Origin of the sequence: Cupriavidus sp. YR651, from assembly GCF_900101625.1 — a bacterium.
Classification (GTDB): Bacteria; Pseudomonadota; Gammaproteobacteria; order Burkholderiales; family Burkholderiaceae; genus Cupriavidus.
Genome location: NZ_FMYZ01000004.1, coordinates 307,989 through 331,589 on the forward strand (window position 1 = coordinate 307,989; position 23,601 = coordinate 331,589).

The following is a 23,601-nucleotide window of genomic DNA, read 5'->3' on the forward strand; positions in this document are numbered from 1 at the left end:
GCTATGTTGACTCTGCTCGCCTACTCGATGGTGGTCGTGTTCATGGCACTGATCATGACCAAGCGGCTTTCGGCCGTGGTCGCCCTGATCCTGGTGCCGATCGTGTTCGGGCTGCTCGGGGGCTTTGGCATGCAGCTGGGGCCGATGATGCTGGATGGCATCAAGAAGCTCGCGCCCACGGGCGTGATGCTGATGTTTGCCATCCTGTATTTCGGCCTGATGATCGACGCGGGCCTGTTCGACCCCGTGGTGCGCCGCATCCTGCGGCTGGTGGGTGGCGACCCGATGAAGATCGTGGTCGGCACCTTCGTGCTGGCGGTGGTCGTGTCGCTCGACGGCGACGGCTCGACCACCTACATGATCACCTGTGCCGCCATGCTGCCGCTCTACAAGCGGCTGGGCATCAGCCGGCTGGTGCTGGCCTGCGTGATCATGATGGCGGGCGGGCTGATGAACATCCTGCCCTGGGGCGGACCCACCGCACGCGCCGCGAGCGCCCTGGGCGTGGACGTGGGCCTGATCTTCGTGCCGATGATCCTGCCGATGGTCGTTACCGGCGCGTGGGGCTTGTTCGTGGCGTTCATCCTTGGCCGTCGCGAACGCAGGCGTCTGGGCGCCATCGCGCTGGGCGGTGCGGCCGCCGGCATTGCGTCCCCCGACGTGGCGATGGGCGACCCGAGCATCGCCCGTCCCCGACTGCTGTGGGTCAACCTGCTGCTGACGGTGGCGTTGATGGTGCTGCTGATCCTCGGCACGCTGCCGTTGCAGGTGTTGTTCATGGTGGCCTCGGCCATCGCCATCATGATCAACTATCCGGACCTCGCCGAGCAGAAGGAGAGACTCAGCTCGCATGCGGCGAACATCGTGCCGGTGGTGGCGCTGATTTTCGCGGCCGGCATCTTCGTTGGCATCCTGTCGGGAACGAAGATGGTCGATGCGATCGCGGCCAGCGTGATCGCCGCCGTGCCGCCCTGGATGGGCCCTTACATGGCGATCGTGACCGGCGTGCTGAGCGTGCCGTTCACCTTCTTCATCTCGAATGACGCGTTCTACTTCGGCATCCTGCCGATCCTCGCCAAGGCCGCCGCCGTCTACGGCATCGGTGCCGCGGAGATCGGGCGGGCATCCCTGATCGGCCAGCAGGTGCACCTGCTCAGTCCGCTGGTGGCCTCGACCTATCTGCTGGTCGGTCTGGCCGAGGTGGAATTCGGCGACCATCAGCGCTATACGATGCTGTGGGCGCTGTCGGCGGCGCTGGTCATGCTGATTGCCACCGTCTTGCTGGGCGTCATTCCTCTCGTCGGCCATGCACCCTGACGGCCTCTCTTCATGCGCAACGTCATCCCATCCATGCCGCATCCACAGGTAGTTGCCGCTGGCTCGCCAGCCTCGCGAGCCCGACGACAACGCAGAACGCTGCTCGTCGCGCTGGGACTGGGCTTGCTCTGTTCGCTCGGCCAGGCACAGGAGTCCGACGACGCCGAAGAGTTGATGGGCTATTCGGCCAGGGGCAGGGTGCCGGCCGGCTATCCGCTGGCCTATGCGGCGACGGTCAAGGCCGCCGAGGACGAGGGGCGGCTGGTGATTTACTCGACCACCGATGCCAGCATCGCCAACGTGCTGATCGCGGATTTCCGGGCGATGTACCCGCGCATCGACGTTACCTACGAGGACCTCAACAGCACCGTGCTCTACCACCGCTTTGTCGCCGAAACGCAGCTCGGCGGCGAATCGGCGGACGTGTTGTGGAGTTCGGCCATGGACCAGCAGGCCGCGCTGGTCAGCAATGGCTACGCGATGCGCTACGACTCGCCGGAAAAGGCCAGCCTGCCCGCATGGGCCAACTGGAAGGATGAGGCCTTCGCCACCACCTTCGAGCCGGTGGTCTTTGCCTACAACAAGACACAGCTGAAGGCCAGCGAGGTGCCGCAGTCGCACGCGGAACTGGCGCGGCTACTGAATGCGGACCCGAACCGCTTCAGGGGAAAGGTGGTCAGCTATGACATCGAGAAGTCCGGGCTCGGCTTCTTCCTGGCGACGCAGGATGTCGCGGTCTCCGCGGACTTCTGGAATATCGCCCGCGCCATGGGCAAGAGCGGCGTGCGGCTGGACCTGACCACCGACGCCATGGTCAGGCGCATTGCTTCTGGCCAGGCCTTGATCGGCTACAACCTGCTCGGTGCCTACACGCTCGCGCAGGCGCGAAGAAATCCATCGATTGGCTACGTGTTTCCGAAGGACTACACGCTGGTCATGTCGCGCATCCTGCTGGTAAGCAAGAAGGCGGCGCATCCGAATGCCGCGAAGCTGTGGGTCGACTATCTGCTGTCGAAGCGCGGCCAGACCGTGATTGCCACCAGCGCGCGCCTTTTTGCGGTGCGCGATGACGTCCAGGGCGAGAGCACGGCGGCGCGCCTGAAGCAGACGCTCGGTGCCAGCCTGCGGCCGATCGCCGTCGGGCCCGGCCTGATCGGCTATCTCAATAACCAGAACTACCGGGATTTCATCCTGCAATGGCGGCAGGCCGTCGTGTCGCCCTAGGTTCAGGGCGAGCGCGCCAGCGCATCATTCCAGCGCCTGAGGAAATCCTGACGCTTGGTGCGGTCGAGGTAGGCCATCAGGCCGACGCCGATCGCGATCGGCCTGACCTTGCCGCCGGCGTCGAGGCGAAACACCGCCGCATTGCCACCGCCGGGGACATCGCCGCGTAATGGAAACAAGCCCATCCGGTTCGCCAGCACGGTCTGCCCGCGCCGTGACAGGATGTAGTCGAGCCAGAGCCGGGCCGCATTGGGATGTGCCGCGTGACGCTGGATAAAGGCAATGCGCGAGCCGACCAGCACGTAGTCCTGCGGGTAGACCAGCCCGATGGCGGGATCGGTGCGCATCTTGCTGGCGGCGTAGGAGCCGAGGACGTTGTAGGCCAGCAGGCTTTCGCCGGAAGACACGCTCTCCAGCATCGCTGCCGTGCTCGGCGCCTGCCGCGCGCGATTGGCGCCGAGCGCCTGCGCAACCTCCCACAGCATGCCGGAGGCCTTCTCGTCCTGCGTGGCGAACAGGAAACCGAGGCTGGAAGCTGATGGATCGTAGGTCACCACGCGGCCATTGAAACGTGCGGGATCAGTCTTGAGCAGGCGAATGAAGTCGGCATGCGTGCGGGGCACTTCGGCTGCGGGCAGTGCGTGCTTGTTATAGGCAAAGCCCGCCGGTTCGAGCGTCGTGCCCCATGCTTCGTTTTTCCACACGGACCAGTCCGGCAGGTGGGCACGTTCGGGGGAGGCGTATCGCAAGGCGTGGCCATCGTTGACCAGCTTGACCTGCAGGTCCATGGCCGAACTCCACAGCACGTCGGCGGTGGCGCTGCGGTTCTGGATTTCCTTCAGGAAGCGGTCGTAGATCTCGGTGCTGTTGAGGTCGTGGTATTCCACCTCGATGCCGGGGTACATGGACTTGAAATCGGCAATCAGGTATGTGGCCTCGGCCACGTCGGAGGGAGAATAGATGACGACCTTGCCCTCCTGCCGCGCGGCCGCGATGGTCGCCGCGTAGCTGCCGGGATAGTTCTCCGGGACCTGGGCCTGCGCCGCCGCCAGCGTTGGCAGCAGCGACAGCAACGGCCATTGCAGCAGGAGGAGACCGCTCAACCATGCTCTCCATCTCATGTTTCCCCCTGGGTCTGTCGAAGTTGGCGCACCATTATAGGCGCCCATATACTTCGTGCGGACACTGGTATTTTCATCCGAGAGTCAGGCCATGCGCACCCTAGTCGTCGAAGACAACCCGAAGCTGGCACGCTCGCTGATGGAGGCCCTGGGTGCCGCCGGCATGGTGCTCGACATGGTTTCCGACGGGCTGCACGCCGATCAGTTGCTGCAGGCCGAGAACTACGACGTGGTGGTACTCGACCTGGCGTTACCGGGGCTGAGCGGCATCGAGGTGCTGCGCCGCGTCAGGGCGCGTGGTGACGATGTACCGGTCCTGATCCTTACCGCCTCGGGAGAAACCCCCGATCGCGTGCGCGGCCTCAATGCCGGCGCCGATGACTACCTGCCCAAGCCATTCGACCTGACCGAGCTGATCGCCCGCCTGCGCGCCATTGCGCGGCGCCGGCAGGGACGCACCCATGCGCTGTTCGAGCTTGGCCGCCTGTGTTTCGACAGCGTCGCCATGGAATTTACCGTGGCCGGGCAGCCGCTGGAATTGCCGCGACGCGAGCACGGCGTGCTGGAAACGCTGATCACCCGTGCTGGCCGGCCGGTCAGCAAGCAGGAGATGTGCGCGCAACTGTGCTCGCTGGACGATGCCGTCAGCGCGGAGGCGGTGGAGATCTATGTGCACCGCCTGCGCAAGCGCCTGGAGGGCAGCGGCACGCGAATCCGCACGTTGCGCGGACTGGGGTATCGGTTGGAAGTGACCGATGATCCGGCTGCGTAACCATCTCCTGCGCTGGCTGCTGATTCCACTGGTGATCGTCTGGGCGGCAGGCTTTCGCATCGGCTACGTGCGCGAACCGTAGAGCGCCGAGCCTGGGCCCTTGAGGACCTCGATGCGGTCCACGTCATACATCGTGCGGTAATAGCCGTTCTGGCTGGGACCATCGAGATAGCCGTCGCGCAGGAAGCGCATGGCCAGCCCGCGAATCGTGTAGTTGTTGGCAAAGCCATACCCGCCGGCAAGCTGCGGCTGCACACCGGCGGAGTTCTGCAGCGCGTAGTTCATGTCCACGGCACCCTGGGCGCGCAGTACCGTATCCGGAATGACGGTAATGGCGGCGGGGATGTCGCGCAGTGGCGTATCCGTCTTGGTGCCGGTCGTGACGGTGTCCCGCAGGCTACCCGGGGCGACCTGGCTGGCGGAGGCTGTCACCGCGGGCAGGGTCTGCTCGGACGCGGAAGGTGATACCGATTGCGCACGCACTGCGGTGGGCAGCCCGGCAATCAACGCGGAAGCAATGGTGGCGATGGTGCGGGGGCGGGTTGCTGGGCCGAAGCGAGAAGCGCGTGTCATCAGAATGGAAGCGGCAGGTTGGCTGATGAGAAGACCTGCGAAGGCTAATGCGAATCATTTCCACCCTCAATTTGAATTCCCCGCCAGGCTGGCATTCCGGGACATCTGTCCGGCGCATACGCGTCATCTGCCGTGGGAATGCGGGCATCGAGTGCGTCAAAAATGGGACACGGGACAAATGTCCCGGGCCACTAATATGAACAATGACGCACTCTACGTACCGCCCTGCGGTGCTTGGGACTCATCTTTCTTTTCATATAAACGAGAATCAGTTACATTTGCATCGTCCATTTCACAGCAGTTCGAATCCCATCCGATGGGGCGCTTTCGACGCCCTGTATCCCCCATGCCGCCCAAGTTTTTGCTCCTGCTCGCCTTCTTTCCCGCCTATCAGATCTGGGATCTGTGGCAGCTGCACGTGGCCAGCGGGGTCAACTATCACATGGTGACGGAAGCGGCTGCCACCGTCGTGTTTCTCTGGATCCTCGCGCTGTTCATGCGCGAGCGTCAGCGCGCGGCGCGTGAGTTCGCGGAACTGAAGAACTCGGCTACCGCTGGCGAGCGCGCCATTGTCGAGCGCGACGCCTCCGCGCGGCAGTCGACAAAGGATTTCCTGAAACAAATGCAGGATCAGTTCGATGCCTGGAAGCTGACCCCGGCGGAAAAGGATGTGGCGCTGCTGCTGGTCAAGGGGTTGTCGCTGGAAGAGATCGCTGGGCTGCGAGAGAGCGGGGCCAAGACCGTGCGCCAGCACGCGGCAAACATCTATGCCAAGGCCAAGCTCGAAGGGCGCCATCAGTTGGCCGCCTACTTCCTGGAAGACTTGATGGCGCCAGCCGCTGCGAGCTGACATCGCGTCAGGCTAGCGAGAGCCAGGCGTTGAAGACGGTGCCGATATCGCGGATACGGGTATCGCCCGCCCAGGATTCAGAGCCGCGTCAGGTATGGGCAACCGAGATCATGACTTCCCCGCGCTCCACCAGCAGGCGGCGGTCGCGCAGACGATTCTCGATGACCGCAATGGTGTTCGTGTTGAACGCCCCCTACAGACCGCTCCCACCCCAGGCATCCTGTACCTCCGTGGCCAGTTCGGCGGCGCGGCCCCGGTAGCGTGGCGAGAAATGGAATGGCGTCACCGCATAGGCGCCCACGCTGCGCGCGATCTGGCCAGCCTGGGCGGCGGTCAGGTGGTTCTTGCGCAGGCCGTGTGTCTTGTCGACATCGAGAAACACGCTCTCGATGAAGAGCTGGTCGACCCCTTGCATCAGGTGCGCCAGCGCTTCCACGTTCTCGCTCGTATAGCGCAGATCGGTGACGTAGCCGATACGCCGGCCCGGAACGATTTCCAGAATCAGCCGGCTCAACTCGCCGACCGTGCGCGTCACGGCGTGATCGCCGCTCCTGTCACGCCACTGCACGAGAATTGGCGCGTCGTCGGCGGCGCCGGTCAGCACGGCGTGCTTCAGGTCGCGCAGCCAGGCGCCGGTGGTCAGGCCGGACTCGACCAGGCGCTCCTTGATGACGCCGAGTCGCGCCTTTTCCTCCACAAGGTAGGCCAGACATGGCATCCCGTGATCGACAAAACGGGCGCGCACGCGAAACGTCGCCTCGTCATGAACGATGTCATCGGTCCGACCAATAGACGATTCGGCCTCCCTGGCGAAGGCGTGACGGCTGGAAAAGCGTGCACGCCGCATCTGCCCGTCCAGTTCGATTTCGACCGCCTCGATGACCAACTGGATCGCATAGCGATGCACCACGTTCCAGGTGTAGGAAAGCAGCTTGTGCTCGACCTGCGCCACGAATCCCGGTCCGCCGTATAGCACGATGCACGGCTTTCGTCCGAGCAGCACCCGCAGAAGATGGTCGAAGCCAGAGAAGTGATCCATGTGGGCATGCGTGACAAACACATGCGACAGGCGCATCAGATCGCGCGGCATCAGGCTGGTGATGTCGCCAAGATCCAATAGCAGCGCGCGCCGTTCGTCCACGAAGTTGACGAACAACCCCGGGTCGCCAAAGACGTCGTTGACAAGGCGGGCTTCGAGCAAGGGACGCATGATCACTCACGGTGCGTCAGACACCGGGGCCCGGAGATCGGCGCGTGCTGGCCCGATCGGCAAATCACTGCCCGGATAGCTCGCGAAGCAGCTTCTGTACGATCCGCTCATGTTCTTCCATTGCGGCGTCGAGCGTCGGCGCGCCATAACTCTCGTTGTCGTGCCCGGCTAGCCCCGTCACGCGCGTGAGGAACAACGGCGTGTCTTTCGGCGCCGCTTCAGACACGCCCCGGAAGCGGGTGGTCACCACACCGCCCGATTGCTCCAGCAGGGTCCTGCGGAATACCAGGTCGTTCTCCGCCATCCAGCGGGACCACGCTTCCTGATCGGTGACCTGTACCGGCCGGTTCTTCTCATCGAGGATATAGAAGCGGCACCACTTCTGTGGGTCGTCACGAGGCTTCATCGGATCTCCCTGGAGTGTGGTTGTGGCCCGGATGTCACCCGGGCTCGCGTGGGTCGCCAGCTAGAACGACATGCACGCCGGGCTGCGAACCCGAAGCACGGCTTCCTGCTGAAAACGGGTCTTGTACTCGCTGACCACGGCTTGCGCCCGGGCGTCGCTGCGATCGTCTGCGGCGTACACGAGACTCAGGACGTATGAGGGTTCGCGAATCACATGTCCGTCGGCGCCACGCCATTGTCCGGAGGCCGGCCAGGCCGTGAAGCCTTGCGGAAAGCGTGGGGTCACGGTGTCCTGCAGGAAGGCATTCCATTCGGATGCCGATACCACGCCATCAGGCTTCGCGCCTCCAAAGACCATCCATTCGCTGACTGCGCGCTGCTCGCCTGCCGCGCACGCGGGGGCGGACACGGCTGCACAGCCGGACAACGCCAGCATCGTCGCCAGCGAGAGCGCGATGCCGACGGGATGGCGGATACGGAGCGGAGAGGGGCGCCGATCTTGCATGCTTAAAGACTAGTACAGTGCCCACGCCGCGCAGGCAGATCGGATAGGGCGCCTCCACGCATCAACGGGACATCATCTTCTGCCCCATGAACGCTTCGATCTCGGGCAGCGTGACATAGCCGTTGCGCTGCGTGTCGATCTGGTCGAAATAGCTCGCGACCCGTGGCATGCCGGCGGCGGCCTGCTCACGCGTCAGCTTGCCGTCGTGCGTGGTATTGGCGCTGGCAAAGCGCGCCTGAAGCTGCTGCATGGCACGCTCGACACGCGGGCTGGCCGTGGCTGGCATCTCGACGCTCTGCGCGAACGCACCCGCCGAAGCCAGGCACAGGGCAAGCATTGCAATCATCTTCTTCATGATGTTCTCCGTTGGACAGCCGGCCTCTGCCGGCAGATATGGAAAGGAAATCGGCTGGAAAGACTCAGGCCAGGTGCGCGGGCACCCACACGCCACCGACCCAATGGCCCGGCACCCTCACCGGCGTCTGCATCGGATGCGCCACATAGATGGCGTGCGGGGCAACGTAGGCGGCGCGTGGCAGCGGCGTGGCCTTCACCACCACGGTCGGCAGCGGCGTCGTGGCGACGACCATTTGGGGCGGCGGCGCCACCACAACCTTCGGCGGCGTGGCCACCACCACCTTCGGCGGCCGCACGTACACCGTTGTCGGCGCAACCACGACGGCGGTGGCCGCAAACGCCTGGCTGCTTGCCAGCAGCATCAGCGTGCCGGCGGCTGCACCAAGGGAACGAGGGAAGTGGCTGAAGCGCGAGGAGAGCTGGGAGAGAGTGGAGAGCGAAGTCATCGAAAGGTCCTTGGGGTTCGGTTCCAGGCCGGCCGGTGTGGCGCGGCAACGGGTCGAACTATAGGACGATGCCCCGCGAAAATCGCGTGGAGAAAAATGTCGCCGCGTTACACCGGCCGCCAGCGGGGAATGCGCTGCGGGTCTTGTCGCAAGGCCGGGATTCATGGGGTGGTGCCGCGTCGCCAGCCATGACATAAGTCGACATACTTCCTGCATGGCGCTACCGCCGTCCGCCCACTACATTTGCCTCACCGACGCAGCAACGCTCCTCCGCACTGCAACGCGTCACAACTCACGGCACTGGACGGATCATGCACAACCTGCTCATTTTCAATCTCGGCGTCACGGCGTTTATCGTGGCGGTCTCGCTGGTCGAAGCCATCGTGCTGGCACGCAAGGCGCGCCAGCAGGGCAAGACCTACCCCTGGCATGAAGTCGGCCTGTCGCTGGCCGACCTGGCCGGGCGCAAGCTGATGGCGTTCCTGCCGCTCTCGCTGGCCACGCCGATCTTTTCGCTGGCCTGGCAGCACCGCATCTTTACGCTCCAGATTCACAGCGCGCTGGCCGTGTTGCTGCTCTTCGTCGGACAAGAGTTCTGCTACTACTGGTACCACCGCGCCTCGCACCGCATTCGTTTCTTCTGGGCGACGCACGCCGTGCACCACTCGCCGAACGAGCTGACGCTGGGCACTGCCTACCGTCTGGGCTGGACTGGCAAGATCACCGGCAGCGCCGTGTTCTTCGCCCCGCTGGTCTGGCTTGGTGTGCGTCCTGAAGTCGTGCTGGCTACGCTGAGCCTGAACCTGCTGTACCAGTTCTGGTTGCATACCACCTGGATTCCGAAGCTGGGCTGGCTCGAATATGTGTTCAACACCCCGTCGGCGCACCGCGTTCACCATGCCTCGAACATCGATTACCTGGATGCCAACTTCGGCGGCGTGTTGATCGTCTTCGATCGCCTGTTCGGCACCTACGTGGAAGAACGCAAGGAAGAACCCTGCCGCTACGGCCTGGTCAAGCCCACCACCACCCACAACCCGATCGTCAACCAATTCGAGCACTGGGTCAGCCTGGGCAAGGACATGGCCAATGCCGGCAGCCTGCTGAATGCGATTGGCTACGTGGTGATGCCCCCGGGCTGGACGCCGGACGGCAGCGGTGAAACGACCGAGAGCCTGCGCCGGCAGGCGGAGGCAGGGCAGGCGGCAGTCGTCAGCGCGAGATAAGAGAAGGGCGGCAGGAGACGGTAGAACGGGCAGCGTGAGCTGCCCGTTTTGCGTTGAGGTCAACCCGAAGGCAACGACGCCAGAATCATTTTGATAGTGCCTCTCACTCCTTCATGAGTCTCCAGAGCGTGGTTCGTCCGATCCCGAGCGCGCGGCTGGCTGCGGCACGTTTGCCGCCATGCTCTTCCAGGGCCCGCAATACGTCGTCGCGGGTCACCGTGGTCGGCGGCGAATCGATTGGCTTGTGCAGGGTCGCCGGCGCAGGCGCTGCTTGTATTCGTCCAAATTCCGGAAAAACATCCCGCAGATCCAGCCACGCGTCGCTCGTGGCATCGCCGAGATAGATCGCCGCGCGCGCCACCAGGTTATCGAGCTCCCGTACGTTGCCGGGCCATGCGTATTGCTCGAACAGCGGCGTCAGGAATTCCAGCACGCGCTCCGTGGCCGTGGCGGGCAACTCGTATTTTGCGGCGCTGCGCGCAAGGAGGTGCCGCGCAAGGTCCGGAATATCGCCGCGCCGCTCGCGCAATGGCGGCAGTTCGATTTGCAGCAGGTTGAGCCGGAAATACAGGTCCGCGCGAAATGCACCCTGTTCGGCCATGGCGCGCAGGTCGCGATGCGTCGCCGCGATGACGCGAACATCAATCGGTGTGGCACGCCCCGAACCGAGTTTCATCACCTCCCGCTCCTGCAGCACGCGCAGCAACCGGCTTTGCGTCGCCGCCGGCATTTCACCGACTTCATCGAGAAAGATCGTCCCCGTATGCGCGATTTCGAAGAGGCCCGGCTTGCCGCCGCGCCGCGCGCCGGTGAAGGCGCCTTCTTCGTGACCAAACAACTCGCTTTCTATCAGCCCTTCCGGCAGGGCCGCGCAATTGAACGCGACGAATGGATTGCCGCGTCGGCGGCTCGCATTGTGAATGCCCTGTGCGACCAGCTCCTTGCCCGTGCCGCTCTCACCTGTCAGCAGTACGGTCGCGTCGTGGGCGGCGCCGGCCCGCGCCAGGCGCCGCACACGCTCGAGCGCCGGCGATGCGCCGGTCAGGTCCGCCAGGCCATGCCGCGCCACCAGGTGCTTCGGCCGTTGGCTGGTGCGCAGCGAGCGGTCGATGCGCTGCGCGACCAGCGCGTCCTGTACGGTAACCACGGCGCCGGAACGCAAACCGTGCTCGACGATCGGCACGCAGTTGACGATCAGCGAACGGCCGCCGATCTGCTCGATGCGCTCGTCGCCCGATGGGTCGGCGTTGTCAGGCGCCTCTCTTAACAGCGGGCCGACCGCTCTCGTCAACTGCGGCGCCAGGTCGTGGGCATGGTCAAGCCCGAGCAGATCGACCATCGCAGGATTGACCACTTCGAGCTGCCCCGCCTGGTCGAATGCGGCGACGCCATCGCGCAGATGCGCGACGATGGTGTTGAGCCGTACGCGCTTTGACTCCTTCTGGCGGCTCATGCGTGCCAGCTCGATGGAACGCTCGAATGCTTCTTCAACAGCGCCGAGGGAATAGAGAAACACGCTGTGCAGCCCCGCCTGCAGCGCAAGATCGCAGGCCATGCCGGGGCCGATGATGACGCCGCAGCCCTCGGCGGCGAGCGTGCGGACGGCCACGCGGACTTCGTCGATCGAGCGGTAGGCGCGCTGTTTCAAGGCGACGTTCAGCCACGCGCTGAGGTCGGTCAACTCCTTCGACACCGTCTCGTGCAGGACCAGTCCGATGGGGGCGCCGGGCCACATCGTGATGGCATGCGTGATGGCGCTCAGCACGTCAAAGCCGTTCACCTTGACCATCACGACCGGCACGCTCAGGTTGTCGCGCAGATACGCGCCGTTCGATCCGGCGGCCAGCACGACGTCGACCTTGCCCGCATCGACATACGCCTGCAGGGCAGTCACGGCGGCACCGTAGCCCGCGCGCACCGAGAAGAATTTCGCGTGCTCCGTATAGCGCGGCGCGACGGTTTCGCATAGCGTACTTAACTGACTGATGCTGACCAGCGCGATGCCGGGGCGGCCTTGGTTCGGGTTCGAGGCGAGCGTTGACACGATGAATCTCCAGAAGTGAAAACGTTTCTGGAACGTTTCACGAAACACGTGAAACATTGTCGCACGAACGTTTCTGGCGCAGCGTCTTCTATAAACCGTTGTTTTCAAACAGAAAACAGAAAGACTCGGGGGTTGGCACGATCCCTGCGAAAAGTCACGTACTGGAGAAAACCTATGACTATCTCGTCTACTGCTCGCCGCGCGGCATTCCGCGCCAAGGTCAATCAACGCCAGGGCCTGCTGGTACCCGGCGCCTTCAACGCCATGAGCGCGCGCGTCATCGAGGACGCCGGCTTCGAAGCGCTCTATCTGACCGGTGCTGGCGTGACCAACATGTCGTTTGGCCTGCCCGATCTCGGCTTCATCGGCTTGGCTGACATCGCGGAACACACCGCACGGGTCCGCGACGCCGTCGCGCTGCCATTGATCGTCGATGCCGACACCGGCTTTGGTAACGCGCTCAATGTGCGCCAGACCGTCCGCACGCTGGAGCGCAGCGGCGCGGATGCGATCCAGTTCGAAGACCAGGTGATGCCGAAGAAGTGCGGGCATTTCGCCGGCAAGGAAGTCATCTCGGCGAGCGAGATGCTCGGCAAGATTCGTGCGGCCGTCGATGCGCGTGAGGACCCCAACCTGCTGATCATCGCCCGCACCGATGCCGCCGCCGTGCATGGCATCGAAGACGCCATCGAGCGTGGCCACCGCTTCGTCGAGGCGGGCGCGGACATCCTGTTTATCGAGGCGACCGAGTCGCTGACCGACATCGAGCGCCTGCCGAAACTGATCGACGCACCGCAGCTGATCAATATCGTGATCGGCGGCAAGACGCCGACGCAGTCGCGCGAGGCGCTCGCCGGCCTTGGCTATGCCATCGTGCTGTACGCCAACGCGGCGCTGCAGGGCGCGGTGCTTGGCATGCAGCGGGCGCTCGGCACGCTGCGAGCGAATGGCCGGCTTGACGAGGATGCATCCCTGGTGGCGCCATTCAGCGAGCGGCAGCGGCTGGTCAACAAGCCCCTGTATGACGCGCTCGATCGCGAATACGCGGCAAAGGACGATTGAGCGGCAACACCGTTCGATCGCATCCGCACCATCCCAATTCAAACCACGCTAATCAAACGGGACCACCCATTCCCGGACGGAGACATGCATTGATGATGACGACCCGATTCACTCTCGGCCTGCTGGCTTCGGCCAGCTTTATCGCGGCGGCGCCGGCTTTTGCCGAAGGCCAGTGGCCTACCAAGACGATTCGCCTTGTGGTGCCTTTTGCCGCTGGCGGTGCCAATGACCTGATGGCACGGGCGGCGGCGGAGGGGGCTTCCAAGGCGCTGGGCCAGACCGTGCTGATCGACAACCGGCCGGGCGCGGGCGGCACCGTGGGCGCCGACGCGGTGGCCAAGAGCGCACCGGATGGCTACACGTTCCTGGTCAGCGCCGCTGGCGTGATCTCCAACAGCATGATCAAGAAGTCCGTTCCCTTCAAGGATGACGCACTGGTCCCCGTCGTCATGATCGGGCTTGCGCCGTCGGTCATCGTCGTGCCGAAGAACGCGCCCTACAAGGATTTGCGCGACTTCGTGGAGGCTTCGAAGAAGGGCGCCGGATTCAACTTCGCCACGGCGGGAACCGGCAGCACGCCGCACTTCGTCGCCGAAATCCTCAATGTGAAGTACGGCGCGAAGCTGCAAGCCGTGCCTTACAAGAGCGGATCGGAAAGCACCACGGCCGTACTGGGCGGTCAGGTGGAAGGCACCTCGGAGGCCAGCATCATCGCGCTTCCGCATATCCTGCACGAAGGCAAGTTCAAGCCGCTGGCGACCACCTGGACGCAGCGCATTTCGGCCTATCCGCAACTCTCCACCGCCGTGGAGCAAGGCTTTCCGGAACTGCAGATTGCCCACTGGGCCGGCATTCATGCGCCCAAGGGCACGCCAAACGCCATCCTCGACAAGCTGGCCGCTGCGGTGGATACCGCAATGAAGGACCCGGCCGCCGCCGCGAAACTCAAGGCAGTGGGTATCGAGCCGATTGGCGGCACGCGTGCGGACTTCGTGAAGTTTGTCGATGCGGAGCGGAAGCGGCTGGGCGAGATCGTGAGGGCCGCCAAGATGCAGGAAAAGTGATGGCCGCGCAGGACCCGGTCGTGGCCGGGGGAGGGGAGGTTGCTTCCCTTTCCCGGCTCACCTGTCCTGCGCGAAAGCCCATCGCGTAGCCACCGTTCGACGGTGGCCTTCATGCAGCCCCCATGCTGCAGGCCTCGTGCCATCGCCACGTCATGCCACTACGGCGTGGAACGTTTCAGCCGCATCGACACTGAGAAGCTGTCCGCCGGGTGGATCGTCGCCGTCACCTCGAAGGTTTGCCCGTCGGCGTCCAGATAGCGCCGCACGATCTTCAATACCGGCGCGCCCAGCTCGAGCTTCAGCGCCCTCGCCACGCGTTCGTCGGTGAGGGTCGACGCGCGCACGTCCTGCTCGATCTCCGCGATCTGCCGCCCATAGCGCGACTCGATCAGCGTGCTGACCAGCGTGTCCGGCGACGCGCGCACCATGTCGCCAATCTCCGTGTAGGCCGGGTCGATATAGACATCGGTCCAGGCCATCGGCAAGGCGCCGCGGCCGTCGCGATCATCGCGATGGTTGCGACGGTCGCCCACATCGCGCGCATCGTTCAGGCGGATGCTCGAGATGCGTAGCCACGGTGTCCCGTCCGCGCAGCCGATCTCGCGCGCCACGCCGCCATCCACCTTCACCTTCTCCACCGACTGCACCAGCCGCAGGTGCTCCGCGCCGAACTGCACGAGGTCGTCCACCGACGCCAGCGTGGGCCGGAACACGGCCTTGGGCCGCGACGCCTCCACGCGCGTGCCCACGTTCTTGCGCCGCGACACCAGCCCCTGGTCCTGCAACTCCTGCAGCACCGCGCGGATGGTGTAGCGGCTGGCGTTGAACTGCTTGCACAGCTCGAATTCCGTTGGCAGCAGCGTGCCGACCGGGAAGCGCCCCGAGGCGATCCCGTCCAGAAGCTGCCGGGCGATCTCTGCTGAATTGGTTTTGCTCATTGGGATCGATTGCATCACTTCTCCACGAGACGGGGTAAACCCTCATTTGCGAAATATGTTCGAACATATTTAATGATCGATATGTTCGAACATATTAGCGAACCCGACTCACCATCACAAGGTAGCACCATGTCCACCTACTCCTTTTCCGCGATTCCCGCCGCCAGCACCGTGGTCGACTCCGTCCTCTTCCGTGACGCGTTCGGCACGAAGCACATGCGCCAGATTTTCTCCGACGGCGCGCTGGTGCAGCGCTATATCGACGTCGAGGTCGCGCTGGCCAAGGCCGAGGCGCGCGTCGGCGTGATTCCGGCGGAGGCGGCCGAGGCCATCGCCCGCGAATCGCGCATCGAGCGGATCGACTTCGACCACATGCGCGAGGAAACCGACATCGTGGGCTACCCGATCCTGCCGCTGGTGCACCAGCTGGTGGCGATGTGCGGCGAGGCTGGGCGCTACGTGCACTGGGGCGCCACCACGCAGGACATCATGGACACCGCCGTGGCCCTCCAGGTGCGCGACGCGCTGGACAGCATCGACGCCGATATCCGCGAGCTGCGCGGCATTCTCGCCGATCTTTCGATCAAGCACCGCAATACGCCGATGGCCGGCCGCACCCACCTGCAGCAGGCGCTGCCGGTGACGTTCGGCTACAAGACCGCGATCTGGCTGGCGATGTTCGACCGCCACCAGCAGCGCCTCGCCGAACTGCGCCCGCGCGTGGCGGTGGTGGAGTTCGCCGGCGCGGCCGGCACGCTGGCATCGCTGGGCGGACAAGGCGACAACAAGGGCTTCGACGTGCAGCGCGCGCTGGCCGAGGAACTTGGCCTCGGCGTGCCCGCCACCACGTGGCACGTGGCGCGCGACGGCTTTGCCGAGGCGGTCAACCTGCTGGCGCTGGTCACCGGGTCGCTCGGCAAGATCGCGCTCGACATCATGATCATGGCATCGACGGAATTCGCCGAAGTCTACGAGCCGTTCGTCAAGGGCCGCGGTGCCAGCAGCACCATGCCGCAGAAGCGCAATCCGATCTCTAGCGAACTGATGCTCGCGGCGTCGAAGGCGGTGCGCCAGCACGCGGGCCTGATGGTCGACGCGATGGTGCAGGACTTCGAGCGCGCCACCGGCCCCTGGCATGCCGAATGGATCGCCATTCCGGAGAGCTTCATTCTCACGTCGGGCGCGCTACATCAGGCGAAGTTCGCGCTGGGCGGGCTGATCGTGGACACCGCCCGCATGAAGCACAACCTCGGCATCACCAACGGCCTGATCGTGGCGGAGGCCGTGATGATGGGCATGGCGCCGCATATCGGCCGCCAGCAGGCCCACGATGTGGTCTACGACGCCTGCCGCGCCGTCAACGAATCGGGCGGAACGCTGGCCGACGCACTGTGCGCGCTGCCGGCCGTCACCCGGCATTTCGAGCGCGCCGCCATCGAGCGCATGACCGACCCGGCCAACTACCTGGGCCTCGCCCCGCAGATGGTGGATCAAGCCATCGAACTGTCCCGCAAGGTGGCCTGAGCACAGGCTCCGGTGGAGGAAGACATCATGCAAAACCAGACCATCCAGACCCCAGCCAACCCACCGGCCAACCTGCCGGCCAACCCGCCGGAGGTTCCGCCAAACAACGTGCGCCTGCCCTGGTATCGCAAGCTCGGCATGCAGGTGCTTGTCTCGCTGATCCTCGGCATCGCCGTCGGTTTCCTGTTTCCGAAGTTCGCCTCGCAGCTCAAGCTGCTGGGTGACATGTTCCTGGCGCTGATCAAGGCCGGCGTGGCGCCGCTGGTGTTCCTCACCATCGTCCACGGCATCGCCTCGGCGGGCGACGTGAAGAGCGCCGGGCGCGTGGGCTGGCGGTCGATCCTGTATTTCGAGGTGATCTCCACCATCGCGCTGGTGGTCGGCATCTTCGCCGGCAACGTGCTGGAGATCGGCAAGGGCATGTCGCACATGGCCGGCAGCGCCGTCACGCCGGCCGCCGCCAAGGCCGCCGCGCCGCAAGGCTTCCTCGAATTCATGATGCACATCGTGCCCGACAACTTCGTCGGCGCCTTCGCCAAGGGCGAACTGCTGCAGGTGGTGGTGCTGGCGGTGATGGTCGGCATCGGCATTCTCGCCATTCCCGAGAGCCGCCGCGTGAAGATCAACGATGGCCTCGACACCATCTCGGAAGTGCTGTTCTCGTTCATCAACCTGGTGATGAAGCTGGCGCCGATCGGCACCTTCGGTGCGGTCGCGTACTCCGTGGGCAGCAATGGCGCCGCCGTGCTGGTCGCGCTGGCGCAGTTCGTGTTGAGCTTCTATGCGCTGGTGGTGCTATTCATCGCCGTCGTCCTCGGCCTGGTGGCGAAGCTGGCCGGTTTCAGCCTCTGGCGCTTCCTGCGCTACATCAAGGACGAGATCCTGATCGTGCTCGGCACCGCATCGTCGGAAAGCGCGCTGCCGCGCCTGCTGATCAAGCTCCAGCGCCTGGGCTGCGCCAAGCAGACCGTCGGCCTGGTGCTGCCGACCGGCTATGCGTTCAACCTCGACGGCACGTCGCTCTTCATGGCGATGGGCGTGATGTTCATCTCGCATGCCTACGGCGTGCCGCTGACGCTGGATCACCAGATCGGCATCCTGCTGCTCATGCTGCTGACGTCCAAGGGCGCGGCCACGGTCTCGGGCGGGTCGTTCGTGGTGTTCGCCGCGACCGTGACGTCGACGGGGATCCTGCCGGTGGAGGGCCTGGCGGTCATCTTCGGCGTCTACCGGTTCCTGTCGATGGCCATCTCGACGTGCAACACCATCGGCAACAGCGTGGCGACCGTGGTCATCGCCAAGTGGTCGGGCACCTTCGATGCCGAGACCGCAAAGCGCCATCTGTATCCCGAGCGCTATCCGGACATCGGCGCAGCCGACGCCGCGCTCGACGACGGCACCCTGCTGGGCGAGGACGCCGACGCCGCCAATCCGCATTCGTCCGGTATCCCGATGAAGCGCGCCACCGCCATCTGAGCCGGACCCCAGAACACCAACGAGGAGACAACCCATGAAGACCATCAAGCCCATCGCCCGCCAGGTGCTCGCCACCACGGCTACCATCGTCGCCGCCATCGGGGCATCCGTCATCACCGCCACGCCAGCGTTTGCCCAGTCCTACCCCAGCAAGCCCATTACCTGGATCGTGCCCTTTGCGGCCGGCGGTCCCACCGATGCGCTGGCGCGCAACATCGCGGAGCGCGTGTCGCGCGAAGTCGGGCAGTCGATCATCATCGACAACTCGCCCGGCGCCGGCGGCACGGTGGGCGCCACCAAGGCGGCCCGCGCGGCGGCGGACGGCTACACGATGCTGGTCGGCCACATGGGCTACATGGGCGCGGCGCCCGCGCTGTACAAGAAGCTGTCGTATGACCCGGTCAAGGACTTCGCACCGGTCTTCCGTTTCCCGGATACGCCGATGGTGCTGATGGTCCGCAAGGAGCATCCCGCGAAGACCGTGGGCGAGCTGGTGGACTACGGGCGGAAGAACCCCGGCAAGCTCTTCATCAGCAACGCGGGCATGGGGTCCACGTCCCATCTGGTGGCGGCCCTGTTTGCGGCGTCGGCGGGAATGAAGGTGTCGCTGGTGCCCTACAAGGGCGCCGGGCCCGCGCTGATCGACGTGATCGGCGGGCAGGTGGACGGCATGTTCGATCAGACCAACACCGCACTGCCGCAGATCACGGAGGCGAAGGTTCGCCCGCTGGCCGTGACGTCGGCCACGCGCGTGGCGCAGCTCAAGGACGTGCCGACGCTGGCCGAGACCGTGCTCCCGGGCTTCGAGGCCGCCACGTGGTACGGCATCTATGCGCCGAAGGGCACGCCGCAGCCGGTCATCGACAAGATGCAGCAGGCGTATCTGAAGGTGATGACCGACAAGGCGTTCACGACGAAGCTGGCGGCGCAGGCCATCCAGATGCTGCCGCCTGAGCAGTACACGGCGGCGGCCCTCGGCAAGCACACCGAGGCCGAGGTGGCACGCTGGAAGGTCGTCGCCACGAAAGCCAATATCACGCTGGACTGACGATGGCTACGCACCGCATAGAGCATGACGCGTTCGGCCCGGTGGAGATTCCGGAGGACCGCTACTGGGGCGCGCAGACGCAGCGCGCGCTGGCCATCTTCGAGGTCGGCACGGAGCGTTTTCCCGAATGCCTGATCCACGCCTTCGGCCTGCACAAGATGGCCGCCGCCCACGCCAATCTGCGCTGCGGCGCGCTCGACGCACGGCTGTGCGACGCCATCGTCGCGGCCGCGGCGGAGGTGCGTTGTGGCCGTTTCGACGACCACTTCCCGCTGACCATCTGGCAGACCGGCTCCGGCACGCAGACCAACATGAATGCCAACGAGGTCATTGCGAACCGGGCCAACGAGAGCTTCGGCCAGCCGCTGGGCACCCGGTCGCCCGTGCATCCGAACGACCACGTCAACGCCTCGCAGTCGTCCAACGACAGCTTTCCCACGGTCATGCACATGACCGCTGCCATCGAACTGGACGACCGGTTGGTCCCGGCCCTCGAACGCCTGCACGCCGCCCTGCGGGAGCGCGCGATGGCCTTCGCCGATGTGCTGAAGATCGCGCGCACGCACCTGATGGATGCCGTGCCCACGACCCTGGGCCAGAGCTTCGATGGTTTTGCGGCGCAGGTCGGCAACGCGCTGGCACGCATCCATGACGCCATGCCGCGCCTGCTGGTGCTGCCGCAAGGCGGCACGGCGGCCGGCACCGGTCTCAATGCGCCACCGGGCTTCGACGTCGCCTTCTGCGAGGAAGCCGCCCGGCTCAGCGGGCTGGCGTTCCGGCCCAACCCCTGCAAGGTCGAGGGCATGGCGGCGCACGACGCGCTGCTGGAGCTGTCCGGCGTGCTCGGCGTGATCGCGGCGTCGTTCACCAAGATCGCCAACGACCTGCGCTGGATGGGTTCCGGCCCGCATTGCGGGCTGGGGGAGCTGGTGCTGCCGGAAGATGGCCTGACGTCATCGATCATGCCGGGCAAGCGCAACCCGACCATCGCCGAGGTCATGGTGCAGGCGGCGATGCAGGTTGCTGGCAATCACGTGACGGTGACGATGGCGGCCGCCTCCGGCAACTTCGAGCTGAACGTGGCGAAACCGGTGCTGATCTACAACGTGCTGCAGTCGATCCGCCTGCTGGCAGACAGCGCCGACATGGTCGCGAGCCGCCTGCTTCCCGGCCTGGAGCCGGCCCGCGAGCGGCTGGCGCGCCAGCTTGAAAGCCCGCTGCTGGCCGTGACCGCGCTGAATCCGGTGCTAGGGTACGACGCGGCCGCCCGCATCACCCGCCACGCCACCGAAAACCGGATTACGCCGCGCGAAGCGGCCATCGCACTCGGGCTGCTGGACGGCGAGACATTCGACCGGCTGGTGGATCTCCGGCGCATGGCAGGCGGATGAGGGAATGGGCCGCCGCGCGGGCGCCGGCCACTCCCGGACGGGAGGCCGGCGTCCGTCGCCAGGCGCCGAGAGCGTAACTTGCCGCACGCTACGCGGGAAGAATCGGCGGGGTCAGCGTTCGTCGCAAACGGCCAGAATAAGGTCTACATTTAAGGCGAGATAGGCACCCCTTGGAGGCACTATCAAAATGATTCTGGCGTCGTTGCGCGGCCTTGCCGTACTACTTGTACTGTCTGCGGCCGCACGCCTAGCCAGAACCGCTGTCGCTTCATTTTGATAGCGCCTCTTATCGGAGACCCGCCGCCCGTTACCGGCCTGGAACTGCGGGACGCGTAGCGGCGTCTTCACCTGTCGCACGAATATGATTCGATGAGATCAATCGTTCTTCGGCGCCATAACGACTAGCGACCATGCCACATTCCATCCAGGTCCCCCCTGAAACCGTCAGGAAGTGGCAAGAGATTGTGGATCTGCTCGCCGAGATCATGCGTGTTCCGTCCGCGTTGATCATGCAAGTCGAGCCCCCGAACATCAAAGTCTTCGTTTCCAGCGAGTCCAAGGGGAATCCTTACGAGCAGGCCGAAACCGCGCCGTTGAACACGGGGCTCTATTGCGAGACCGTGATGAAGACGCGTCAGCCGCTGCTCGTCCCCGACGCGCTCCAGGACGAAGCGTGGAAATCGAATCCCGATATCAAGCTGGGGATGATCTCGTACCTGGGTTTGCCGATCAGTTGGCCCGACGGCCAGATATTCGGAACGATCTGCGTTCTCGACAGGGAAAGGAACGAATATAGCGATCTGTTCCTCAGGCTCCTGCACCAGTGGCGCGACGTGTTGCAGGCCGATCTGGGATCGCTGGCCACACTGAATCAGCAACTCGAAGAACGCGAGGCGAAGATCCAGCGGCTGGTGGATGCCAACATCATCGGCATCTTTACCTGGCAGCAGGAGAGCATTGTCGAGGCCAACGACGCGTTTCTCCGCATCGTGGGCTATGAGCGCGAGGATCTCGTCTCCGGGCGTCTCCGCTGGACCGACATGACCCCGCCGGAATGGCTCGACCTCGATTTCCAGCAATGGATGCCGGAGCTCAAGCGGACGGGCCGCCTGCAACCGTTCGAGAAAGAGTTTTTCCGCAAGGACGGCAGCCGGGTGCCGGTGCTGATTGGCGTGGCGGACGCCGAGGAAGCGGCGAAACAGGGTGTCGCTTTCGTGCTCGACTTGAGCGAGCGCAAGCGCGCGGAGGCCGAAGCGCGCGAAAGCGAGCGCCGCTATCGCGAGATCCAGGCCGAGCTGGCGCACGCAAACCGCATCGCCACCCTGGGGCAGCTCGCGGCCTCGGTCAGCCATGAAATCAAGCAACCGATCGGCGCGTGCGCCGTCAACGCCGAGGCAGGGCTACGCTGGCTGGGTGCAGCGTCGCCGAACCTGGAGGAGGCTCGCCAGGCGTTTGAACGCATCGCCAAAGACGCAAGGCGCGCCGGCGAGGTGATGAACCGCGTTCGCGGACTCGTCAGAGACACCCCGATGAACCGCGAGTGGGTGCAGATCAACGAGCCGATTCGCGAGGTCATTGCGCTGACGCGCAGCGATGCCACCAGGAACCATGTCTCCGTAAGGATGGCGCTTGCGGAGGATCTGCCGCCGGTTCAAGGCGACCGCGTGCAGCTCCAGCATGTGATGCTGAACCTGATCATCAACGCCATCGAAGCGATGAGCGCGGTGGACGACGGACCGCGAGAACTGACGATCAGCACGGGCAAGGCGCCGGGTGCCGTCCTGGTGACCGTGAGCGATACGGGACCGGGTGTCGATCCCGGAAATATCGATCGCCTGTTCGAGGAGTTCAATACGACAACGGCGGTTGGCATGAGCATGGGGCTGCCGATTTGCCAATCGATCGTGCAAGCGCACGGCGGAACGCTGCGGCTCACCGCAAACGCGCCGCGCGGCGCTGTATTCCAGTTCACCGTGCCGGCGAGTCAGAACGGCGTGACTTCACCGGGCGCGGCTCAGTAAGGGCGGCCAGCACAGGGAAGCGACGCCTTGTGCCGCCCACGCAAGCGAACCACACCGACGAAAGCATCGACATGACTGCCGACCTTGCTGACCTTGCCGACCGTGCTCATTCCTGGCTGACCTTCAGCGCGCCTGTGGCCGCCGCACGGACCGCAGGCCGCCCGATCGTGGCACTGGAATCGACCATCATCGCGCACGGCATGCCTTACCCGGAGAACGTTCGCACCGCACGCGAAGTGGAGGCCGTGATTCGCAGCCTGGGCGCCGAGCCGGCGACCATCGCGCTGATCGGCGGGCGAATCCACATCGGTCTTTCGAACGACGAACTGGAATTGCTTGGCCGCTCGGGGGAGGCACAGAAGGTCAGTCGCCGCGACCTGCCGGCGGTGCTGGCCAGCGGCGGGATCGGCGCCACGACAGTCGCCGGCACCATGATCTGCGCGGCGCTGGCTGGCATCGAGGTCTTCGTCACCGGTGGCATTGGCGGCGTGCACCGCGGCGCGCAGGAGAGTTTCGACATTTCCGCCGATCTGCAGGAACTGGCGAAGACCTCGGTGGCGGTGGTGTGTGCCGGTGCGAAATCCATCCTCGATATCGGGCTCACACTGGAATACCTGGAAACCCACGGCGTGCCGGTGCTCAGTTGCGAGCAAGACAATTTCGCTGCGTTCTATACGCGCGACAGCGGCTTTCGCACGGATTTCAGGCTGGATGACGCGGCGGAGCAGGCGCGCTTCATCCGCACCAAGTGGGACCTGGGGCTTGCGGGCGGCGTGGTGTTGAGCACGCCGGTGCCGGAGGCGGCGGCGATGGCGTCCGATGACATCGACGCGCTGACGCAGCAGGCGCTTGACGAGGCCACGGCGCAAGGCATCACCGGCAAGGCCGTGACCCCGTTCCTGCTGGCCCGCATCAAGGCGCTGACGGGTGGACGCAGCCTGGCGACGAACATCGCGCTCGTCAAACACAACGCCGAGGTGGGGGCAAGGCTGGCCGTGGCGCTGGCGCAGGCAAGGCGCACGTAAGG

At 65.0% G+C, this 23,601-nt stretch carries 22 protein-coding genes; 13 read left to right on the forward strand and 9 right to left on the reverse strand.

What is annotated here, in order from left to right; genetic code table 11:
- Positions 1–3: 3 nt before the first annotated feature.
- Together BLR29_RS14055 and BLR29_RS14060 are read left to right on the forward strand one after the other, a co-directional pair.
- A complete protein-coding gene (locus BLR29_RS14055; protein WP_092137614.1) occupies positions 4–1,317 on the forward strand; it encodes a CitMHS family transporter in 1,314 nt (437 codons plus the stop codon).
- A 174-nt stretch (positions 1,318–1,491) separates the two neighbouring features.
- The gene (locus BLR29_RS14060; RefSeq protein WP_218132698.1) at positions 1,492–2,541 is read left to right on the forward strand and encodes an ABC transporter substrate-binding protein; all 1,050 of its coding nucleotides are present in this window, start codon (positions 1,492–1,494) and stop codon (positions 2,539–2,541) included.
- A 2-nt stretch (positions 2,542–2,543) separates the two neighbouring features.
- On the opposite strand, the gene BLR29_RS14065 is transcribed toward BLR29_RS14060, so the two are convergent.
- A complete protein-coding gene (locus BLR29_RS14065; protein ID WP_255371231.1) occupies positions 2,544–3,644 on the reverse strand; it encodes an ABC transporter substrate-binding protein in 1,101 nt (366 codons plus the stop codon).
- Between the two features lie 109 nt (positions 3,645–3,753).
- Between BLR29_RS14065 and BLR29_RS14070 the strand changes: the two genes are divergently transcribed.
- Positions 3,754–4,434: a response regulator gene (locus BLR29_RS14070; RefSeq protein WP_092137616.1), complete on the forward strand. Its 681-nt coding sequence runs from the start codon at positions 3,754–3,756 to the stop codon at positions 4,432–4,434.
- 63 nt (positions 4,435–4,497) lie between these two features.
- On the opposite strand, the gene BLR29_RS14075 is transcribed toward BLR29_RS14070, so the two are convergent.
- On the reverse strand, positions 4,498–5,007 hold the full coding sequence (locus BLR29_RS14075; protein ID WP_255371232.1) for a Plug domain-containing protein: 510 nt from the start codon (positions 5,005–5,007) through the stop codon (positions 4,498–4,500).
- A gap of 346 nt (positions 5,008–5,353) precedes the next feature.
- Between BLR29_RS14075 and BLR29_RS14080 the strand changes: the two genes are divergently transcribed.
- Complete coding sequence (locus tag BLR29_RS14080; protein WP_092137617.1) at positions 5,354–5,857, forward strand: helix-turn-helix transcriptional regulator; 504 nt, start codon at positions 5,354–5,356, stop codon at positions 5,855–5,857.
- Positions 5,858–6,050: 193 nt separating this feature from the next.
- On the opposite strand, the gene BLR29_RS14085 is transcribed toward BLR29_RS14080, so the two are convergent.
- From BLR29_RS14085 to BLR29_RS14105, 5 genes are all read right to left on the reverse strand, one after another.
- On the reverse strand, positions 6,051–7,067 hold the full coding sequence (locus BLR29_RS14085; protein WP_092137618.1) for a ribonuclease Z: 1,017 nt from the start codon (positions 7,065–7,067) through the stop codon (positions 6,051–6,053).
- A gap of 64 nt (positions 7,068–7,131) precedes the next feature.
- A complete protein-coding gene (locus tag BLR29_RS14090; RefSeq protein ID WP_092137619.1) occupies positions 7,132–7,473 on the reverse strand; it encodes a hypothetical protein in 342 nt (113 codons plus the stop codon).
- A gap of 60 nt (positions 7,474–7,533) precedes the next feature.
- Positions 7,534–7,977, reverse strand: a complete 444-nt coding sequence (locus BLR29_RS14095; RefSeq protein ID WP_092137620.1) for a DUF3574 domain-containing protein — start codon at positions 7,975–7,977, stop codon at positions 7,534–7,536.
- 61 nt (positions 7,978–8,038) lie between these two features.
- Complete coding sequence (locus BLR29_RS14100; RefSeq protein WP_092137621.1) at positions 8,039–8,332, reverse strand: EF-hand domain-containing protein; 294 nt, start codon at positions 8,330–8,332, stop codon at positions 8,039–8,041.
- A 64-nt stretch (positions 8,333–8,396) separates the two neighbouring features.
- The gene (locus BLR29_RS14105; RefSeq protein WP_143018461.1) at positions 8,397–8,780 is read right to left on the reverse strand and encodes a hypothetical protein; all 384 of its coding nucleotides are present in this window, start codon (positions 8,778–8,780) and stop codon (positions 8,397–8,399) included.
- 311 nt (positions 8,781–9,091) lie between these two features.
- On the opposite strand from BLR29_RS14105, the gene BLR29_RS14110 reads away from it, so the two are divergent.
- Positions 9,092–10,006 (forward strand): sterol desaturase family protein, encoded by a 915-nt coding sequence (locus BLR29_RS14110; protein ID WP_092137623.1) that lies wholly within the window; start codon positions 9,092–9,094, stop codon positions 10,004–10,006.
- A gap of 103 nt (positions 10,007–10,109) precedes the next feature.
- On the opposite strand, the gene prpR is transcribed toward BLR29_RS14110, so the two are convergent.
- Complete coding sequence (gene prpR, locus BLR29_RS14115) at positions 10,110–12,107, reverse strand: propionate catabolism operon regulatory protein PrpR (RefSeq protein WP_092137624.1); 1,998 nt, start codon at positions 12,105–12,107, stop codon at positions 10,110–10,112.
- 117 nt (positions 12,108–12,224) lie between these two features.
- Here prpR and BLR29_RS14120 point away from each other — a divergent pair, with 117 nt between their 5' ends.
- Both BLR29_RS14120 and BLR29_RS14125 read left to right on the forward strand, forming a co-directional pair.
- Positions 12,225–13,112 carry an isocitrate lyase/PEP mutase family protein gene (locus BLR29_RS14120; protein ID WP_092137625.1) on the forward strand — a complete coding sequence of 296 codons (888 nt, stop codon included), beginning with the start codon at positions 12,225–12,227 and terminating at the stop codon, positions 13,110–13,112.
- A gap of 95 nt (positions 13,113–13,207) precedes the next feature.
- Positions 13,208–14,176, forward strand: coding sequence for a Bug family tripartite tricarboxylate transporter substrate binding protein (locus BLR29_RS14125; protein WP_369804619.1), 969 nt, complete (start codon positions 13,208–13,210; stop codon positions 14,174–14,176).
- A gap of 158 nt (positions 14,177–14,334) precedes the next feature.
- Here BLR29_RS14125 and BLR29_RS14130 read toward each other — a convergent pair whose 3' ends face one another.
- A complete protein-coding gene (locus BLR29_RS14130) occupies positions 14,335–15,114 on the reverse strand; it encodes a GntR family transcriptional regulator (RefSeq protein ID WP_092137812.1) in 780 nt (259 codons plus the stop codon).
- A gap of 129 nt (positions 15,115–15,243) precedes the next feature.
- On the opposite strand from BLR29_RS14130, the gene BLR29_RS14135 reads away from it, so the two are divergent.
- From BLR29_RS14135 to BLR29_RS14160, 6 genes are all read left to right on the forward strand, one after another.
- A complete protein-coding gene (locus BLR29_RS14135) occupies positions 15,244–16,638 on the forward strand; it encodes a class-II fumarase/aspartase family protein (protein WP_092137813.1) in 1,395 nt (464 codons plus the stop codon).
- A 138-nt stretch (positions 16,639–16,776) separates the two neighbouring features.
- Positions 16,777–18,114, forward strand: coding sequence for a cation:dicarboxylate symporter family transporter (locus tag BLR29_RS14140; protein ID WP_255371256.1), 1,338 nt, complete (start codon positions 16,777–16,779; stop codon positions 18,112–18,114).
- Between the two features lie 34 nt (positions 18,115–18,148).
- Positions 18,149–19,162, forward strand: coding sequence for a tripartite tricarboxylate transporter substrate-binding protein (locus BLR29_RS14145; protein ID WP_092137628.1), 1,014 nt, complete (start codon positions 18,149–18,151; stop codon positions 19,160–19,162).
- A 2-nt stretch (positions 19,163–19,164) separates the two neighbouring features.
- Positions 19,165–20,553, forward strand: a complete 1,389-nt coding sequence (locus BLR29_RS14150; RefSeq protein ID WP_092137629.1) for a class II fumarate hydratase — start codon at positions 19,165–19,167, stop codon at positions 20,551–20,553.
- A 410-nt stretch (positions 20,554–20,963) separates the two neighbouring features.
- Positions 20,964–22,574, forward strand: coding sequence for a GAF domain-containing sensor histidine kinase (locus tag BLR29_RS14155; protein WP_092137630.1), 1,611 nt, complete (start codon positions 20,964–20,966; stop codon positions 22,572–22,574).
- A 71-nt stretch (positions 22,575–22,645) separates the two neighbouring features.
- Entirely contained in the window at positions 22,646–23,599 is a 954-nt protein-coding gene (locus tag BLR29_RS14160; RefSeq protein ID WP_092137814.1) for a pseudouridine-5'-phosphate glycosidase, read from the forward strand.
- Positions 23,600–23,601 lie beyond the last annotated feature (2 nt).